Origin of the sequence: Neobacillus kokaensis (genome assembly GCF_014656545.1) — a bacterium.
Taxonomy (GTDB): domain Bacteria; phylum Bacillota; class Bacilli; order Bacillales; family Cytobacillaceae; genus Neobacillus; species Neobacillus kokaensis.
Map to the genome: position 1 here is coordinate 83,468 of NZ_BNDS01000013.1, position 19,563 is coordinate 103,030.

Below are 19,563 nucleotides of genomic sequence, written 5' to 3' on the forward strand. Positions count from 1 at the left end.
TAAAACACTATATATACTTAGAGATATCAAGAAATTGCCCAAATAATTCATCATAATAACGTGGTCTGAACGGTTTAAAGCCATTTGCTGGGGTAAATGTTATTTCTCCAAAATATATTTGCTCATTTGTATAATATAGATCGACACGGACAAAGGCAAAATCAGCCGAAAGTTTTCTTGCAATTGTCAGCATCTCGTTTAAGCGGGAGGGTTTTGTGACAGGTTCCTGAAAATGTTTATATTTCAATCTGACTGGTATATTATTCCAATCCAAATCATAAAAGTCTCGTTTATGGTTACTAAATCGCCCCCCGTCTACTTGGATAAATTTAGGTTCGCCATGAAAACAAAAAAATTTATAATCTTTTAAATCACCTGTTGGATCTTTGATGAATTTTTCAATGACAATCCTAGGTTTAATATTGCGGTAATTTGATTCACCTGTTATTGTGTAATATCGTAATCGAAGCCACCGTCTTAATTTCCTTTTTGCACTTACTCTATTAATCCTTGTTTTATCTTTTACGATTAAATTCCATGTCGCTCCGTGAGTGGTTTTCATAGCAAAAGAATTAGGGAGTTTTCCCCATTCGATTTGATTTACGTTATCATAAACTCCAAAAAGCGGAATCAGGTATTGTTCACCAATTTTTTCTTTTACGTAGTTCCGAACACGAAATTTATCAACATACTTCGAGAATCTCTTAATATTTCCATTTAGTTTTATCCACTGAATCTTTTCAGATAAGGTCCTGGGATTCTCTAAATCTAAACTATAACCATGTTTGCGTTTAAATTTCGCCTTTAACATCCTAATTTTACCTGGAGTTTTTCTTACACGCTTTTTCACTTACCATCGCCACCTAAACTTATGTTGAATTTGATTTATTTTTTACATTTTGTAAAAAAAGGCGATAACTTGATTGCATTCTTGTTAATCTTCTCTCCCACTTTATTCCACAATGGTGCATGATGATAGGTTTTTTAGCAACATCCCTACGATTTGGTCTGCTATTCCATTTAACATCTAAACTGCCAATAAGTGAGGTATATTTTGTAGGACCCTTATAAGATAAAATCCGTACATTCTGATTTCGATAACCGAGGAGCTTTAAGAAGGCTTGCTGGTCCCACCATTCCCCGCGATACCTACGCCTATGTTTCCAGACCTTCTCTAAAATTTCAAAAGATCTAGGGTCCCGCTTCACAACAATTACACCGGAATTTGGAAATAGCGGTTTCCTTCTATAATAACTGGTCATATAAATAACATGATTTGAATTTAGTTCTAGGCGAATGTCTGTACTTGGGTCTACAATAATCGTATCTGAATCCATCCACATCACGATTTCATAATATTTTAATAGGTTATAGATTAAAAAAATTTTATTTTTTTTTGCTAATTTATTTGGTAAAAAGTTATGCTTGAAGAACAGTGTATCAATATTATGAAGCTTTCCGTAATATTCCACCGTAGGTTTCATAATATCAAGCGCTTGTTCATGGTTTTTACCGGTTCCTAGGCAGCAAATCACCATATTGCTGTTTGGCTCTATCGAAAACTCATAACTAGGAATCATTTCCATTGCCCCTCTTTCAAAGTAACGTAAATACAGCTGCCACAATTCATTATTATTTTAACCTCCTATCAATAGGCGAAACTTCCTAAGGTTGTTTTGCATTTCCTTTAGCCTTCTTGGCCATTGATATCCACAGTAATGTATTATGATGGGATGTTCTGCAACATCTTTATCATAAGGCCTGCTATTCCACTTATCATGTAAAGTTCCGACGATTGGAGTGTATTTAGTGGGACCATTATAGGAAATAATTTTCAATAACTTATTTTCATATCCGAGACATTTTAAAAAACCTTGTTGATCCCACCAAAATTCTCCTTCTTTCTTTTTATGATTCCATACCTCCTGTAAAAGTTCTTCTGTCAAAGGATCACGCTTGATGACAATAACACCTGAATTTGGAAAAAGCGGGTCCCTGCCATAATGAGATCCCATATATACTAAGTGGTCTGTTTTTATTTCATCACGGATATCAGTATCAAAATCAACAAACATTGCATCTGAATCAATCCACATAACAAGCTCGTAGTATTTCATTAAATTGAATAACAGAAAAATCTTATTTCTCTTTACAAGTCGATTTGGTACAAATGTTTTTGTGAAAAACAGGGTATCAATACCATGAACCCTCCCGTAATGTTCTACTGTCGGTTTCATAAGCTGTAATCCCATTAAATGCTTCCCCTTATCAGCAAAGGAGCAAATAACCATATTGCTTTTCGGAGTTAGTTTAAAATCATGAATTGGGATCAAATTTATTCCTCCATTCTTAATTTGCCGCCCAAGGCCTTTGCTTGTCTTTAGCTTTAACTATTCTATTCATTCTTGAAAAAAGTGTTATAGACTCGAGAATTATTTTTACTTTTAACACATTCAAAGGACTAAAGGATTATTAGGAAATTACAATTTATTAGGGAAATGTCCGTTTCGTAAAAATAAATGATAAATACTATATGATAAGGGTTTTACCATTGAAAGCGGGGGATAAAAAGATGGTTTCCGTTATTACCTGTACGATAAGAGATGAAATGATAGAAAATGTATTCGATAATTATTCCAGCCAATTATGGAAAAAGAAAGAACTAATTATCATTTTAAATAAAGACTCAATCAGTATTGAAAAGTGGAAAAAAAAAGCACTAGATTATGAAAATGTCTCAATCATACAACTTCCCGAAGAAAAAACATTAGGTGAATGTTTAAATTATGGAATTGAAAAATCAAAATATGATTTTATTGCCAAATTTGATGATGATGATTATTACTCTCCCTATTATTTAACAGAAGCAATGGACGCCTTTAAAAATAATCATGTACATCTTGTTGGGAAAGGCTCTTCCTATATGTATCTTCCGCAAGAAAAATTGTTATTTCTTCGTAAAATTGGAAATGAAGATAAATTAGGCCGCTCTTCACTTAAGGGGGGAACCTTAGTTTTTAAAAAAGAAATTTACCCAAAAGTAAAATTCCAGCCTAGGAAAGCCGGTACAGATGCTGTATTTATTAATGACTGTATCAAAAAAAAATACAAAATATATGCAACTAGCAAATACAATTATGTCTATATAAGAAGGGAGGAACAATCCCATACCTATAAAATAAATAATGATTCCATTAAAAAGAATAGTAAATTCATTGGGAAAACAGACGATTTTAAGGAAATTTCCACAAAGGAGTTTGGCATCAATTAATCATCATGAATGTGTAAATGAAGATGGAGGTGAGATTTTGGATACGATTCATATTGCAGCAGTAAGTACTAATAATTACGCTAGACATACGGCTGTCATGTTTAATTCTATTCTTAAAAATAATAAATCAAACAATACAATTCATTTTTATCTGGTCGGTAATCTTTCGGAGGAAAATGAAACAAAAATTAAAAACTCTTTAGAAAACTACCCTGCTAAAGTGTATTTTTTCCCTGTTAGCGAAACTCGATTTACGGGTTTTAAGCTTTTTGGATATTTTAAAAAGGAAGCATACTACAGATTGTTGTTACCTGAACTTTTAGATGAATCAATAGAAAGAGTAATCTATCTCGATAGTGATATTATCGTAAAACATGATATCAATGATCTTTGGAAAGTGAATCTAAATAATTATTATCTAGCAGCCGCTCAAGATTTAGGTCAGTGTGCAAGTAAAGCTAGAAAAAAAACACTTTCTATTCCTCTTCATGCCGGCTATTTCAATTCCGGAGTATTGGTTATGGATTTGAAAAAATGGCGAGAACATAATATTGCCAATCAAGTCATCGAATTTGCAAAACAAAATCCCAATAAACTAAGAAGTATCGACCAAGATGCATTGAATGCATTGCTTTACAATAAATGGCTTGAACTTGACCCTACATGGAATTATAACACCGCAACAATTAATAGAGGAAAAAGTATTACAGACCCTGCCATTATCCATTTCACAGGGAAGAGAAAACCCTGGAGTCACGACCATCATCCATTACGGAATGAATATTTACGCTATTTAGAGAGTACTAGATGGGATATTATATAATTTTCTTTGATAAATGGGGAAAGAGTTTCTTTATAAATAAATTGTTTGCAAAACCTCAATTTTTAGGAGGAAAATAATGTTAAATAATGTTTCTATTCTTATTCCCTACAAACCGGACGGTGGTCCAAGAGATAGACTATTTAATTGGGTAAAAACTTATTATGAAACAATGATGCCAGAAGTGGAATTGTGTATCGGCAAAAGTCTAAGTCATCCTTTTAATCGCTCGAGAGCAATAAATATCGCTGCCAAACAAGCTACAAGGGATATTTTTGTTATTGCTGACGGCGATGTATTTTATGAACCTGACTCATTATTACAAGCAATTGAATTACTTGATCAACATGCCTGGGTTATCCCCTATGATAAATGGTTAGATTTAACCCAATCCAGCACTGAAAACCTTCTAATTCACCCCCCTCAGCTGCCTTTGCCATTAGATGTTGAATATAGTAAAGAAAGGAAATATAAAAATAATCGCTTACCAATAAGTGGTACCATCATTGTTACCCGAGAAAACTTTTACAAGGTAAGGGGATTCGATGAAAGATTTAAGGGATGGGGAAAGGAAGACAATGCTTTTTGTGCTGCTATGAATACTATATGCGGCCCTTATTATAGAACAAAAAATACTTTTCTATATCATTTATGGCATCCAAGAGAGGGTTTGAAGACTCATCCGAATATGCAGAATAATATTAAATTATTTAACCGCTATGCCAAAAGGACAGGAAAAATAGGAGAAATGACAAAATTGATCAATGAGCGTGGCCATAATTCATCATTTTAATTTTTGTAAGCTTTTTAGAATGCGAAAAAAATTTGGTGTGAATTATTACTCTACGTTATCCTCATAACATTGATCAATAGGTGGTGATTATTTGGAGAACATTCATATTGCTGCAGTAAGTAATGACATCTATGCAAAACATACAGCAGTAATGTTTATTTCCATACTTGAAAATAATAAATCAAATAGCAACCTGCATTTTTATATTGTTGGCAATCTATCATTGGAAAATCAAATGAAAATTAGAAACTCTTTAGCAGGCTATCCTGCAGATGTAGTTTTCTTTCCTGTTGATAAAAATCGATTCAAGGGATTTAAGCTGTATGGTTATTTTAAAAAAGAAGCCTATTATCGACTCCTTTTGCCAGAGGTATTAGATGAAACCATAAAAAAAGTAATCTACCTTGACAGTGACATCATTGTTAAACATGACATCATTGGTCTCTGGAACGTAAATTTAAATAATCATTTTCTCGCTGCTGTTCAAGATTTGGGTTCTTGCGCAAGTAAAGCTAGAAAAAGAGTACTTTCTATCCCCCGTCGTGCAGGTTATTTTAATTCAGGTGTATTGGTTATAGATTTAGAGAAATGGCGTAAAAATAATACTGCTGAACGAGTCATTCAATATGCGAAAAAAAATCCTCGTAAACTAAGAAGCATCGACCAAGATGCAATGAATGCGGTTCTTTATAATAAATGGCTTAAGCTACACCCTACGTGGAATTATATCACCGTAAGGATTAGAAAACGAAAAATAATAAAAAACCCTGCCATTATTCATTTCACAGGCCCCAAAAAGCCATGGAAGAGTCATAGACACCCATTAAGATATGAATATTTCCGCTATTTAAAGAGTACTAAATGGGATAATTAATTTAAAAGGCCTCCAGACAATCATCGTCCGGAGGCCTCCTTACTTTTTTATTTACCACCCATTGCTATATACTTCGCATATAAGACTGGATTTGATTTTACGGAATAATACATTTTCCGATCTTTGATCATGAGCGGAAAATCATGGTCTGGTCGCTTGTTCATTTCAATAACCCAAACCTTATAATCTTCATCTATCCCTACATCAATTCCAAAGTCGGCGTAAGCCCCTGCAATTTCATCTGCTTTACAGGCCATTTTTGTACAAATAGAGATAATTTCTTGATACTTCTTGAAGGCTGTTAATTCATCATATCCAAATTGCGTCATTAAAGCCTGTCTGCCTTCCATCGCATATCCGCTTGCTTTAAAATTGGAGGTAATTGCATTGGACTTTCCAAACCTCGCAATCATCCCTGTACATTGCCACTGACCTGTTCTATCTTTTTGTAAGATGACGCGATAGTCAACCATTCTTTCCTCAAAGGCATGAAGACGAATCGGCTGCTGCAGTAAAAAGAATGAATGCCTTCTAAGAAATTTAGCCATTTGTTCACTAGATAATGTTCGAATATCATTTTTATAATTTTCTAGGATGATATACTGATTGCCCTGTTTTTCTATATAATAAATACCTTGTCCTCTGGAACCATTTCTGGACTTAAGATAGACACCGTTATATTTTTCTAGAAAAATATTTAAATTATTTACATTCACCTTATTTGTCGTTTCCGCGAGATGCTCCCTTAATTCCTCAAAGGGAGAAAGCCAATTCCAAAACTGCCATTTATCAAAATATTGGGCGTTAAAAAAGCCTGGTCCGATTCTTTCCTGAAGTCCTTTTAACGTTTTCCGCCCCAGTTCTACCCTTCTGAAAACCGCCCCTGGAAAAGGTAAAACAGCTTTTCTCCAGCTCGTCGGTGACGCTGGGTCATAAACATAACCAGTGATTTTTTCTTCGGTGAAATCTATTTGCTGCTCACAAAAAACAAAAAGAATTCCATTTATTTGTTCGTACAACATCGTATAAATTAAATAATGGTGTAAATACTTAGCCAGTCTTTCTTCCGATTTTGCCAGCAATAATCCGATAACCGGTCCAATGATTAATTCATTGTTTGCATACATCACTTCGTAGTTCACATCGGGATCAATTAAGAGCTCCTTTTTTGCATTTTCACTGACCCCAATCCTGTATTCGTTATTAAACGGAACAGTCTTAACCACGGCCGGCAATTTCCTTTTTCCGAAACTGACGGTGATTGTTTGATTCTGTTCAATCCCCAAAAAAGCTGCAGTTGTATCGGGTAAAAAAATAGTATCGTCTGCTATATGATGGAAGTATATTTTATAAAGCAAACTCTATTCACCCCCAAAGCCCGCCAGCCATTTAGCATAATGGATTGGAGCCGTTTTAATTTGATAATAGAGCTGTAAATCTGCAGCATCCAAGGCTATCGTCATGTCCGGGCTGCGATTATTGATTTCGATAATCCAAAGATGATGATCTTCATCAATCCCAATATCGATACCGACATAGCCTAAGTGGAGACCTCTTTTTTCTAATGCTTCACAGCAAAGAATGGCTATCTTTTCAATTTCCATATATTTTTTAAAGGCCATCTTTGGGTCCTCTTTGTACAATTCCATCAGGGAAAGCCAGCCTTTTTCCGCAGAGCCGCCGCTCGAAATATTGCTTACAATACTGTCAACTTCACCAAACTTTGTAACCATACCTGGAACGGTCCATACCCCATTATGATTTTTTGCCGCTAACACCCGAATATCCATTACACGATTATTATTTCGTAATAGCGAGATTTTCTGCTGAACAATACATCGTTCCAAATTTAATTCAGTTTGGAAATATTTTTGAACAGCCTCCCAATTTCGTAATATCGTTGTGATATTTCTACCCTTAATCCTGTAGCTCAATTTATACTCCTGACCATCATAGGAAAGCTGATATATTCCCGTTCCTTGCATACCGGCCCGCGGTTTAATAAAGATTTTTCGATAAACAAGCATTAACCGTTTAACGTCCTCCATATTCTGTGCCAACACTGTCTCAGGAAGATGTTTTCTTAATTGGTGATTTCCGGAAAACCATTGCCACATTTCCCATTTATTAAAAATATGGGAATTAAAAAAGTGATCCGCAATTAATTTCTGCAGTGTTTTCCTAATCGACTCTTTAATCGTTCTTCTTAGGAAAACAGCGGAAGGAAACGGAAATACACCCTTTACCCACACGTGTTCTCTCGGGTTATAGGCAAATCCCTGAACCTGCTTATTCTTTACATCAATTCCATCAGCCGTAAAAAGAATGATAAGCCCGTTTACATGCTTATAATCGATTAGATAATTTTTATAGATTTTAATTCTTTGCTGATTCATCTCACTAAATTTTCCGCGTACCAGCATGCCGATGATAGGACCAATCAAAAGGACATTATCTTGAAATTTCATCTTATATTCAATCCATTCAGGGAGTGATGTACCTTTTACGAGGTCACTTGATATATAGATACACCGTTCCTGATCATCATGAGACGTAAGGTCTGCCTTTTTCTGCAATGCCCCAATATTTACCGTTATAGACTGTCTACCTGTTAAGCCTAATGTTTCTATTGCCTTCATTGGCAGTGAAATGCTCGTACTAGGAGTTGGAATCAATTGAATGGTACACTTCATTAGTCATCTCCTCCTCCATTTCGGCCACTTTAAACCCTTGAAGACGAACAGCATAAATGATTGGCTGATAACGGATCTTTAAATAAATATCATAATCCATTGCTTTAAACCCTTTAAAGCTTGGAAAAATATTTGCCTCAATTAACCATGGATAGCCCTCTTGATCCAAACCAATGTCTAAACCAAACTCTCCAAAATGTTCATCTTTTTCCTCCATTAAGTGACAAAATTGCTGACATAATTTTAAAATGTTTTTTTCAACCTCTTCGAAGGAAAGATGATCACCTGCTTTTTCAATCACTTCCTCCAAGGTCATGGCCTTACCGCCTCTGGCGATATTCGTTAATACCTCGTTTTCTCCGGCAACCCTGCACTCAATTCCTGAACAAATCCAGTGTTCCTTATTTTGCTTTTGCATTACTACCCGGACATCAAATGGGCAATTGTCAACCTTTAACAGGGGTATATAGGTTTGATACAAATACTTCTCATTTAATACATTTAAACTCCTCAACATTTCTGCTAATCCTGTTACATCAGGGATGAGGTGCTGAAGTCTAAACCCCTTTCGATAGTCATAAAGGACATAGTTACCTTGTTCTAAATCCTGTTCAATGACAAAAATTCCCCTGCCGCGGGACAGACTAACAGGCTTTAAAATTACCTTCTGATGCGCATTTACAAATTTAATTAACTCAGACATATTCTTATAAAGATGAGTATCCGGTAAATGTTTTTTTATTTTCTTTTCTGCCTGCAGTTGTAACAGGTCTGATTTTTTATAGTGGTGGGAATTAAATAATTTATGGTCCGTTAATTCGATTAATTGCTTAATTCTTTCTGGTTTCTGATGGAAATTTCTGCGATATAAGGAGGCGGGAATAGGGGCAGACCCATAATCCCATTTTTTTTCAACCGGATCATAAATCAATCCGTAGGCAATCTTTTCCTCCCAATCAATTGAACGTGTTGAAAAGGCAATGACTAAGCCGCCAAATTTCTCATATACTCCCAGCCTATCTGTAAATTTTTCCATGTATGAGGGATTATAAAGCTGATTCTTTTCTCCTAAAAGGAGCCCGATAGTTGGTCCGATAATAATTTTATTTGCTGAAACCTTAAGTTGATACACGATATTTTCTGGTATACGCAACATTTTTAAAAGGGAACTGGAGATACTAATTTCTATAGGGGTTTGAAATGAATTACTGCTAATTTGAATATCTTCTTCTATAACGATTTTACAAATCAGCTGTTTGATCCCAAATTGGAGTACATTAAGCTGGGCAACAGCAGAATTGATAAGCTCGACAGGAAGTTTTACTGTTTGATCTTCGTCATCAAAGGGTTTAAGTTTTACCCAAAGAAAACTCTCCCCATCCTCCTTTAACTGCTTTTTATCAGTGCCAGAGAAAAATTCCTTTCTTCCTGAAGAAAACTTTGGTTGACTTTCTATTAACGGCTTCTCTTGAGAATCATCTTTATCAAGCAATTCCTTAGCTGTGTTTAAAGCAGACTCGAAGATTGGATAACAAAGCTGTCTTTTCCATGCAAAAAGCTCTTTGATAATATAATTAAATGAGCACGTCGACCTAATGAAAATTTGTCCATTATGATGGATTGAAAACTGAATACCGATTTCATATATCCCCGGATAGTAATAATGAATGATTTTTAACAGCTTCTGACTTTGTTCCATTAAAAATTCCTTTACTTCTTTATATTCCAACTCCTGATTTACCAATAATGGATATGAGCCTGCCAAAAGATATTTGTTTTCATCTATATCATTAATATAAATAATTGGAATGCTCCATACATTATTTATACTTTTCTGACCCAAAATATAAACATTCAAGGCTACATTACTTTGAACTGTTTCATCTTCAAAATATAAGTTTAAATCAGGGTGTGCCTGAATTAATTCATGCAAGTTTTTTTTCTTTATAATCTGATGTTCATTTATAACTAAAAAATTGGGATGACTTGACAGTTCCCTTAAAAATTTTATATTTTTTTTATGAAAAAATTTGGTTGGATTATAGATAATCGATGGAATCGTTAATGTTGATTTTTTAATGCTTAAATTTTTTTCTATTTCAATTGCTTCCGTTTCTAAAGTTTTTAAAGATATATGCTGTAATGTAAAAAAAACAATTTTTAAGTTAAATTCTTGCGCTTTTTCGACAAACAGGCACCAAATTTCATCTTGAATATTATTTTTGCGTCTTAACTGATTCCATTCCCTTGTGGAAAGTAAAACGCCAATAGTGTCCATCTGCAAGCCAACACCTCCTTACAAAAGCCGACTTAATAACCTCTACGATACTTTATATTCATGACCAATAAATCTGTATAGGCATAAGCCATTAGTCCTAATTGCCCAAAATACATTAACCTCTTTTATAACTTTTAATTGTTTCATAGGAGCCATCCTTTAAAAATTTAAACATGGATGTTGCTGGAGAAAGGTTAGCCTCGATTATCCAAATTCGCCCTTCCTGGTCAATCGCGAGATCAATGCCATAAACACGTTTTTTGGGATAGGATTTTGCTAAGTGATGGGCCACTAACAGGGATACGTGTTCTAATTCGGATATGATCTTTTGGGTAGCTTCATTGTCTAAGGTTGACCTGTTTATCGCCTCTTCGACGGATAATACTGCTTTCGCTGCATTGGTTATGACATAATTATTGGCGGCCACCTTTGCAAGCTTCCCGGTTACGACCCATTCAGAGGAAGTCTTCTTTCGCTGTACCATGACACGAATATCGAAGGGATTATTATTGATGGTGGCCAGGGGAATTTTTTGTTGAACTATATAGCGAGGTTTTCTTTTCTTTGAAAAGTGATTCTCTTTTAAATATGAAAAAGTCTCATCTTTACCATTTAAAATGAGCTTTTTGTAGTTTTTATGAAACTCAATGGCATCCCCTTCTAAAGCAGTTAATTGTACAATCCCAATTCCTTGATAACCAAAGCACGGCTTTAACATCACCTGTTTATGTTTATCCAGCATGCTCCATAATATCTCTTTCTTAAAGTATTGAGTATCGGGGAGATAACCAATGAGTTTGTCACTCTGAGACATCAATTTATGTTTCGTCCATTTCCCATAAGAAACTCTCATCATACTCCTCCTTTCACACTTTTCTTTTAGGTGGTGTTTATTCGTTATAAGTATCTTATTAAAGATTTATATATTTTCCTGTACACTTTAACCAATCAAATTTATGTAATCGACTATTTTAAGCAAAAATAGTAAATCACCTAGTCCCTTCTTAACTCACGATAATATACATATATAGAATAAAATTAAAGGAGAGAATTAAATGGGAGTATTTCAACCTGGCTTATTAATTGATTTTGATTGTGAGAATTTTACGGTGGATCAAACCATAAATAGTAATACGGGTTTTCACGATCTAGCTACAATCACTTTAACTGTTAATTCCCCTACAAATTCCGTATGGCTAAATGCCTATGCCACTTGGACTGCAACTGCTGCTGCTGATACAGTTACACTTCGATTTGTCCGTGATGGTAGTGTTCCACTTTGCTCCGCGGATATGGGAGTTGACCAAGCAGGACAGCCTGATACGACTGCATTAAGCTGCTGCGATACTGGTGTTTCCCCTGGGGTTCACACTTATACACTTCAGGCTCAATTAACTCATCCTGGTGTGGGAACCCAATCTGTAACATTTGATAAGGGTTCATTGCAAGGCGCAGTTATTAATACGTGATGGTAAAAAAGAGTGATTCCCCGCAGGGACCACTCTTTTTATTTAGAGCTAATTTGTCTTACTTGAATAGAAGCTTTAAAACCGTGTCCAAAATAACATTAACCCCTTTTTCACAATCCTCCCAAGCAGTCAGTTCATCTTCGCTATGGCTTTTTCCATTAATACTTGGTACAAATAGCATCGCGGTTGGAATGTAACTGGCGATGAACTGAGCGTCGTGGCCGGCACCGCTGACCATTCTTCTATGTGAGCAGCCGAGCGATGCGGCAGATTGTTCTAGTTGATCACAAAGTTCCGGTGCAAACCACACTGTGTCCCGGTCCCATAATTTCGTGGTTGTAACCTCACAGCCTTCGTTTATCCCCAAATCTGGAAGACCTTGAATGATCTCCTTTACGGTGTTTACAATTTGCATATCTTTATGGCGCGCTTCTAGCGTAAACACAACCTTATTTGGAATGACGGTGTGGATGCATGGGTATACGTTTAGTCTGCCGATTGTAAACACTAACTCTGAGTCCAAGGCTCCCAAGCGTTTACGAATTTCATTAATAAGGTTATTAGCAGCGAATAGGGCGTCTTTTCTCATCCTCATCGGGGTAGTTCCTGCGTGATTTGAGTCTCCTGTTACTTCAATTTCATAGCAGGCCATGCCAACGACACATTCCACGACACCAATCGTAAGGGATTCTTTTTCTAAAATCGGCCCTTGTTCAATATGGAGCTCTAAAAAGGCGGTTGCTTCTTTCAAACGGTTATTGGAATCACCTTCATAGCCGCTTGCTTTAAGGGCTTCAGCAAATGATATTCCTTCTGGGTCACGCTTTTGAAGCATGAACGACTTATCAAATTTTCCTGAAAGAACACCGGAAGCCATCATGGAAGGCTCAAACCGTGCGCCTTCTTCATTTGTAAAATTTACAATCGTGATTGGTATGCACGGTTTAATTTGATTTTCTATAATTGTTCTTACGACCTCTAATCCGGTTACCACCCCTAAAATCCCGTCAAACCTTCCTCCCTTTTTGACCGAATCCATGTGGGAACCAATGACAATCGGAGGTTTGTCTTCAGTACCGGCAAGTGTGGCATACATGCAGCCCAAATCATCTACTGTGACGGTCATCCCTAGCTCCTCACAGCAGGAACGGAAATAATCCCTGGCTTGTATGTCCTCATTTGATAGCGATAGGCGGGTTACTCCATTATTTTCAGTCCGGCCAAACTCTGCAAAGCGTTCCAATTCCTGTTTCAATCTTTCCCCATTAATTAACAACTTTTGTTTTTGCATGGTTACCATTATCCCCCCGATTTGGTTTTGACAAGCTTACTAAATCATATGGAGTAGAAATGCAATTATGAAGATTCTAACTCATTCGAAGCAAACACCGCCCAATTCCTACATAAATACTATTAGGGTATTAGCGAAAATATTCAGTTTCCTCCATTATATAGAACAAACTTCCATGTCCACCTCATACGGACAATTGTCCACGAAGGGTGTCAGGCACCAAAAAAGGTACCAAAAATTAAAAAGTATGCTTTTTAGGATCTGCTAAGTATTCTCTTAGTGCTTCGATAAACGTCTTTAATGCTTTCGTTTGATAGGCTGTATGGGTTAGGATAGTGAAATTGCGTTTAAAAGGCAGTCCTTTGGCGTTAATGATGCCAATATAGCCGTTGGTGAGCTCCTTTTTAATTGCCCAGCTTGAAAGCAGACTGATGCCAAGCCCCGCTTCAACGGATTCCTTGATCAGTTGGGTGCTGCCGAATACCATGATTTTCTTTGGAGCAAAATCATACATCTGGAACAGATTCTCGGCAGCCTCTCTTGTACCGGACCCTTCTTCCCTCAGGATCCACGTTTCTTCCTCCAAATCCGAGATCTTGATTTCCTCTGTTGTGCTCAAAAGAGGATGACGTGGTGCAGCAACAATGACCATCCGATCCTTAGAAACCACTTCAGAATTTAGAATATCTTGCTTATAAAAGCCTTCAATGATGCCAATATCTAATTGATGTTTTTTTACCAGTTCAATGATTTCCTTTGTATTCTGAATCCTGATTGATGGATTAATGAGAGGATATTGATCCTGCATATTAGCAATAATATGCGGCAAAATATACTCACCAAACGTATAGCTCGCACCAATTGCTATCGGACCGCTCGCCTTATTAGTCAAATCGTCGACTAATGACTGCATTTTTGTATAGAGGGCGATGATTTCTTTTGCATGATGGTAGACAATCTCCCCCGCCTTGTTTAGACGGACATATTTATTACTTCGCTCTAAGAGTCTCGTACCAACCGATTCCTCCAAGGTTCTGATATACTGGCTGACCGCCGGCTGGGTCATATGCAGCTCCTCTGCCGCCTTAGAAAAATTCTCTTTTTCCACGACCTTTACAAACACCTCTAGATGCTGGTCCATTCTATCGCTCCTTTTTTTGTAATTTTCTTATGTATATAAGTTTACTTATTATCCCTATTATATATCTTTATTTTCCTTATACACCATTCAGGAGTATGCTGAATGTAAGAAAAATAAACAATGAGGTGATAGGAATGGGAAGTCAAAGCGCTAGAGCTTTACCTTTGAACGAGCAAGAGGTACAGCAGCAGAAAAAACCGGAGCCAAAACCTTCCGGCCGTGGATTATGGCTCGCTGGAATTGGTTTTACGATTGTCATTGCATTACTCGGCTTTGCGTTGGCAAAGGTCCCTGGTTTTGATCGGGTTGGACCGCTTGCTTGTGCAATCGTAATAGCAGTGATGTATCGGCAATTTTTCGGCTATCCGGAAAAAATCCGTGCGGGAATTCAATTTTCCGCTAAAAGATTTTTACGATTTGCAATTATTTTATACGGGTTGAAGCTAAACATTGATGTCGTGCTTCATCAAGGTCTCGGACTGATTGCACGTGATATTGGGGTCATTGCCTTTGCAATTTTATTAACAGTATGGCTCGGAAAATTACTAAAAGCAGAATCCTCCCTGACAATGCTCGTGGGTGTTGGAACCGGGGTGTGCGGTGCTGCAGCGATCGCCGCTGTTTCGCCGATCATTAAAGCAAAAGATGACGATACCGCCATTGGTGTAGGAATTATTGCACTTGTAGGGACAATTTTCTCTATTATTTATACGATACTACGGCCAATTCTTCCATTATCTGCGATTGATTATGGTATCTGGAGCGGAATCAGTCTTCACGAGATTGCCCATGTCGCCTTGGCTGGTGCTCCTGCGGGTCCGGACGGCTTAGCGATTGCATTATTGGCTAAATTAGGGCGGGTACTGCTGCTGATTCCATTATGCTTCATTCTTATGTATTGGATGAAACGAAAAAATGCAGGAAATGCCGGGGATACGAAAATTGAATTCCCATGGTTTCTAATTGGCTTTATTCTAATGAGCTTATTCGGAAGCTATGTTCTTGGCAAATCAATTCCAGTTTCAAAAGCGGTTATGGACGGGATTGCAACCGCAACCACCTTCATTCTAACCGCCGCCATGGTTGGTCTAGGCCTTAACGTCAGCCTGCGCGACCTGCGCACAAAGGCATTGCGCCCGCTGATTGCGATGTTGATTACATCTGTTGTACTTTCGGTTATTGCTTATTTTATAGCTTAATAGATTAAGGGCATGGAATCTTTGGTTCCATGCCTTTTATTTTTTGAAAAAATTTAAAATCGGATAAAAACTTCTGTAAGCAAGGGGATATCTACGTAATATGTAAATATCTTATAAATCATAACAAAAATAAAGCGGCATTATCATTTTTTTGAAAAACAATCATATAGCTCAAAAAGAGTATTATAGCGATCAATACTAAAAAGATCACCAAAACAGACCCTAATTTCCCCATGCTTAAACTCCTTATTTTTTTCCTTTTTGCGACGAATTTTGGTGCATATTTTAAAAAAATGGTAAAAATACACAAATACCTGTGGTAAAATAAAGATAAGTAATTTACATATAAGTTCTTAGAAAATATAGGTGACGAACGACAATGAAAAAAATAATGACTATTGTTTTTGTTCTTTTGCTCGGAATGTTAATTGTAGCTTGCTCAAGTGAAGAATCTAAATCATATTCTGTTAAAATTAACGGTGAAGAAAAGACTGTTACTGGAAAATTCGTGGATATTATCGCAAAAAGGGATTTAGTGCTTAAAAGACCATACCCGAATGTCCCTCCAAAATATGAAATAACGTTTGACAAGGAACCCATTAAAATTTGGGTTTATGAAGGGAATAAAATGGTTAAAAACAAAACAGCTTGGTATGAAATTTCTGAAGAAGAGTACAGCACTATACAAAACGAAGCAAAATAAAGACAGCTCAAGGCTGTCTTTATTTTTATTCCTCATCAGAATATTGTGGTACTTCGAAATCATCTTTATTAATAGGTTGATACTCGACTGGAATACTTAGGAAATCTCCACTTAATACTTTTGCGCCGTCTAGTAAAACTCCAGTACTAATGGTTTTATATTCCGGTTTTTCTAGCGATTTTATTGGTGTATTTGCCACATTTTTGGCTAATAGCCTCTATTGGAAACAGTTTGCTCTTTTTGGCTCCAGCTTTTGTCGCCAATAGCCTTCATTGGAATCACTTTGCTCTCTTTTGCTTCGGCTTTTCTCGCCAATAGCCTTCAATGAAATCACTTTGCTCTTTTTGGCTCCAACCTTTGTCGCCAATAGCCTTTATTGGAAACACTTTGCTCTTTTTGGCTCCAACTTTTGTCGCCAACAGCCTTTATTGGAAATAGTTTTCTCTTTTGGGCTCCAACTTTTGTCGCCAATAGCCTTTATTGGAAACAGTTTTCTCTCTTTTGTTTTGACTTTTGTCGCCAATATTTTGAGGCATGCAATTTGTGATTCCGAGCCATTTTTTTATCGAAAAAATTAAAACCGAATAAAAATCCCCGTCTTATCATCTTGGTGCGTGCTAGTCTTTTTTTCGTATTCTACTAAATCCATTGCGTATTTTACGAGTCCATCTTTCCAGATCGTATTAATCATATTTTCCCAATTTTGATCTTTTGGGAACAGTCCGTCAGAAATAAGTAAAATTCCCTTATAATCTTCAGGTTTGATTGAACCAATATAGAAGTAATTTTCCGCTGCTTGATCACCATTTAATACACCATATCCGTTTGGTTTATTAGCAAATGATCTGTTATAAATTAATGAATTCATTCTGTTTTGGTAAAATACTTCGTCAGGTAGGTTTTTGCCCTTTTGCCGCTCTTCCTCTCTGTGCTTTTTGGCTCTCTCTGAAATCCCGGCTACTGTATCTTTTGACAAAACCTCCAGACGGCCGTTTTTGGTTACAGCGAAAATCATACAATCCCCAATTTGTCCGTAGTCTATCTGCTGTCCGTTCATTTTAATCATCGCCAAACAGGTGCTCCATCGCTCATGCTTTTTGGATAAATCAATCCAATATTTTTTCATTTCCTTTAAAAGCAGCGCATTGGCATTTGACATCAGCGTTTGAATATCTCCCTCTTCTGCGTTTTTAATGGCTTCTCCTACAATTCTTGAGGCTAAAACCGCGCCATTCAGCCCCTGTTCGTTGGCAAAGTCGCATAATGGTGTGGCACCATCTAATACCGCGAACAATCCTTGTTGTTCCTTCATCACAAAATAATCTTCACACACATTTTTTTTATCACTTTTAATATGAACTTTTTCAATCTTCACTATAATCACCTACTATTTATATATTCCATAATAAAACAATCCTGTTAATGAAAGCGATTCATAAACATTAGTATTGTAGTAATTTTAACCAAAATTAAAAAATATCAAAATCTATGTTGCATATCAGTTGAATGTATCATACAATTAATCGCATAAAAATCCAAACCTTTACTATACTAAAAAGGAGTTTACTAGATGAATAATTCATTACATCAAGAATTTCAGCCTGTTCAGCCTCCCAAAAAGAGGTTTAGTGATAGTTTGAAAAATATAAATGCTTTTGTCCTTATTTTTGCAGTTATTGTCATCTCTACCATATTAACTTACATTTTACCTGCTGGAGAATATGATCGGGTGGAAAAAGGCGGCAGAACAATTGTTGTCCCTGATTCTTTTCACCATACAGAATCCTCTCCAGTTGGATTTTTCCATATTTTTACGAGTATTCATTCAGGTTTGGTGAACGCTGCAGGAATCATCTTTTTCGTTTTACTTGTCGGCGGTGCCTTTGGGATATTAAAGGCAACGGGCGCGCTTGATGCCTTGATTGTAGCTATTACGAGAAAACTGGCAAATCGAGAATTACTGCTTATTCCTGTGATTATGCTGTTTTTTGCTGCAGGCGGTACCTTAATGGGAATGGCCGAAGAAACATTGATTTATATCGGAATTATTGCCCCGCTGGCGATTGCCCTAGGGTTTGATGCCATGGTCGGTTATGCCATCGTCGCACTGGCGGCTAATATCGGCTTTATGAGTGCCGTGCTTAACCCGTTTAACGTCGGGGTGGCGCAAAGTATCGCTGAACTGCCTACTTTCTCTGGTATAGGATTAAGGCTAGCACTTCTTGCTACCTTTTATATCGCAGGGGTTCTCTATATTTACCGTTATGCTAAAAAAGTAAAAAAGGATCCTTCGCTTAGAATTCTCGGAAGCTACCAAACAGGCAGCAAACTGCATACACCAGATATGAAGCTTGAAACAAGACACAAATGGATTTTAGTCGTATTCCTTCTTAATTTTATTACCCTGATTGTGGGTGTATTAAAATTTGGCTGGTATATACCAGAAATAGGCGGATTGTTTTTAATGTTTGGAATCATCGTAGGTATTATCGGCAAATTAGGTCCGAACCAAATGGCCGACAGTTTTATGGATGGAGCTAAGGAAGTCATCAGCGGTGCGTTAATCATTGGTTTCGCTCAAGCCATTTTGGTTGTGTTCCAAGACGGAAAATTGATGGATTCCGTTCTTTATTATGCTTCTTCATTCTTGGGTGAGCTAACACCCGCTTTGAACGCGGTCGGTATGTTCTTTGTCCAGCTTTTCTTGAATTTCCTTGTCCCATCTGGAAGTGGACAGGCAGCCTTGACGATGCCAATCATGGCACCTTTAGCGGATTTAGTTGGAGTGACAAGGCAAACGGCCGTTTTAGCATTCCAGCTTGGGGATGGTATTTCCAACACAATTTTTCCAACCTCAGGTGTATTGATTGCAGGACTTGCGATTGCCGGAATCCCTTATACAAAGTGGGTTAGATGGATTATGCCGTTCATCTTTATCCAAATCGGCATTGCGATTATTTTCCTTTTGATTGCTCAAGCCATACATTACGGACCTTTCTAAGGTATAATTTTGAATAGCAGCATTCGGGAA

Annotated in this window: 18 protein-coding genes; 8 read left to right on the forward strand and 10 right to left on the reverse strand. The window is 36.8% G+C overall.

Annotated features, from left to right (window positions below):
- Nucleotides 1–7: 7 nt before the first annotated feature.
- Genes IE222_RS15555 through IE222_RS15565 form a run of 3 tightly spaced genes read right to left on the reverse strand, consistent with a single transcriptional unit; the run spans nt 8 to nt 2,333 of the window.
- On the reverse strand, nt 8–850 hold the full coding sequence (locus IE222_RS15555; RefSeq protein WP_191274345.1) for an ATP-grasp fold amidoligase family protein: 843 nt from the start codon (nt 848–850) through the stop codon (nt 8–10).
- Between the two features lie 19 nt (nt 851–869).
- Complete coding sequence (locus IE222_RS15560) at nt 870–1,580, reverse strand: putative nucleotide-diphospho-sugar transferase (protein WP_223282732.1); 711 nt, start codon at nt 1,578–1,580, stop codon at nt 870–872.
- Nucleotides 1,581–1,637: 57 nt separating this feature from the next.
- Complete coding sequence (locus IE222_RS15565; protein ID WP_191274348.1) at nt 1,638–2,333, reverse strand: glycosyltransferase family protein; 696 nt, start codon at nt 2,331–2,333, stop codon at nt 1,638–1,640.
- 239 nt (nt 2,334–2,572) lie between these two features.
- On the opposite strand from IE222_RS15565, the gene IE222_RS15570 reads away from it, so the two are divergent.
- The 4 genes from IE222_RS15570 to IE222_RS15585 all read left to right on the forward strand — a co-directional run bounded on the left by IE222_RS15570 (nt 2,573) and on the right by IE222_RS15585 (nt 5,758).
- On the forward strand, nt 2,573–3,271 hold the full coding sequence (locus IE222_RS15570; RefSeq protein ID WP_223282733.1) for a glycosyltransferase family 2 protein: 699 nt from the start codon (nt 2,573–2,575) through the stop codon (nt 3,269–3,271).
- A 37-nt stretch (nt 3,272–3,308) separates the two neighbouring features.
- A complete protein-coding gene (locus IE222_RS15575) occupies nt 3,309–4,094 on the forward strand; it encodes a glycosyltransferase family 8 protein (RefSeq protein WP_223282734.1) in 786 nt (261 codons plus the stop codon).
- A 76-nt stretch (nt 4,095–4,170) separates the two neighbouring features.
- Complete coding sequence (locus IE222_RS15580; RefSeq protein WP_191274353.1) at nt 4,171–4,884, forward strand: glycosyltransferase family 2 protein; 714 nt, start codon at nt 4,171–4,173, stop codon at nt 4,882–4,884.
- 91 nt (nt 4,885–4,975) lie between these two features.
- Entirely contained in the window at nt 4,976–5,758 is a 783-nt protein-coding gene (locus tag IE222_RS15585; protein ID WP_191274355.1) for a glycosyltransferase family 8 protein, read from the forward strand.
- A 47-nt stretch (nt 5,759–5,805) separates the two neighbouring features.
- On the opposite strand, the gene IE222_RS15590 is transcribed toward IE222_RS15585, so the two are convergent.
- From IE222_RS15590 to IE222_RS15605, 4 genes are all read right to left on the reverse strand, one after another.
- Nucleotides 5,806–7,116: a YheC/YheD family endospore coat-associated protein gene (locus IE222_RS15590; RefSeq protein WP_191274357.1), complete on the reverse strand. Its 1,311-nt coding sequence runs from the start codon at nt 7,114–7,116 to the stop codon at nt 5,806–5,808.
- A 3-nt stretch (nt 7,117–7,119) separates the two neighbouring features.
- Nucleotides 7,120–8,451, reverse strand: coding sequence for a YheC/YheD family endospore coat-associated protein (locus tag IE222_RS15595; protein ID WP_191274359.1), 1,332 nt, complete (start codon nt 8,449–8,451; stop codon nt 7,120–7,122).
- Nucleotides 8,417–10,729, reverse strand: coding sequence for a YheC/YheD family endospore coat-associated protein (locus IE222_RS15600; RefSeq protein WP_223282737.1), 2,313 nt, complete (start codon nt 10,727–10,729; stop codon nt 8,417–8,419). The genes IE222_RS15595 and IE222_RS15600 overlap by 35 nt, the downstream gene beginning before the upstream one ends.
- A gap of 115 nt (nt 10,730–10,844) precedes the next feature.
- Nucleotides 10,845–11,582, reverse strand: coding sequence for a YheC/YheD family protein (locus tag IE222_RS15605; protein WP_191274363.1), 738 nt, complete (start codon nt 11,580–11,582; stop codon nt 10,845–10,847).
- Between the two features lie 202 nt (nt 11,583–11,784).
- Between IE222_RS15605 and IE222_RS15610 the strand changes: the two genes are divergently transcribed.
- On the forward strand, nt 11,785–12,198 hold the full coding sequence (locus IE222_RS15610; RefSeq protein WP_191274365.1) for a hypothetical protein: 414 nt from the start codon (nt 11,785–11,787) through the stop codon (nt 12,196–12,198).
- Nucleotides 12,199–12,256: 58 nt separating this feature from the next.
- Here the strand turns inward: IE222_RS15610 and IE222_RS15615 are convergent, their stop codons facing one another.
- Nucleotides 12,257–13,489: a Zn-dependent hydrolase gene (locus tag IE222_RS15615; RefSeq protein WP_191274367.1), complete on the reverse strand. Its 1,233-nt coding sequence runs from the start codon at nt 13,487–13,489 to the stop codon at nt 12,257–12,259.
- A 238-nt stretch (nt 13,490–13,727) separates the two neighbouring features.
- Entirely contained in the window at nt 13,728–14,630 is a 903-nt protein-coding gene (locus tag IE222_RS15620) for a LysR family transcriptional regulator (protein WP_191274369.1), read from the reverse strand.
- Between the two features lie 134 nt (nt 14,631–14,764).
- Between IE222_RS15620 and IE222_RS15625 the strand changes: the two genes are divergently transcribed.
- Both IE222_RS15625 and IE222_RS15630 read left to right on the forward strand, forming a co-directional pair.
- Nucleotides 14,765–15,829, forward strand: a complete 1,065-nt coding sequence (locus tag IE222_RS15625) for a YeiH family protein (protein WP_191274371.1) — start codon at nt 14,765–14,767, stop codon at nt 15,827–15,829.
- A gap of 379 nt (nt 15,830–16,208) precedes the next feature.
- Entirely contained in the window at nt 16,209–16,532 is a 324-nt protein-coding gene (locus IE222_RS15630; protein WP_191274373.1) for a hypothetical protein, read from the forward strand.
- Between the two features lie 574 nt (nt 16,533–17,106).
- Here IE222_RS15630 and IE222_RS15640 read toward each other — a convergent pair.
- Complete coding sequence (locus tag IE222_RS15640) at nt 17,107–17,907, reverse strand: protein phosphatase 2C domain-containing protein (RefSeq protein WP_191274377.1); 801 nt, start codon at nt 17,905–17,907, stop codon at nt 17,107–17,109.
- 195 nt (nt 17,908–18,102) lie between these two features.
- Between IE222_RS15640 and IE222_RS15645 the strand changes: the two genes are divergently transcribed.
- On the forward strand, nt 18,103–19,533 hold the full coding sequence (locus IE222_RS15645) for a YfcC family protein (protein WP_191274379.1): 1,431 nt from the start codon (nt 18,103–18,105) through the stop codon (nt 19,531–19,533).
- Nucleotides 19,534–19,563 lie beyond the last annotated feature (30 nt).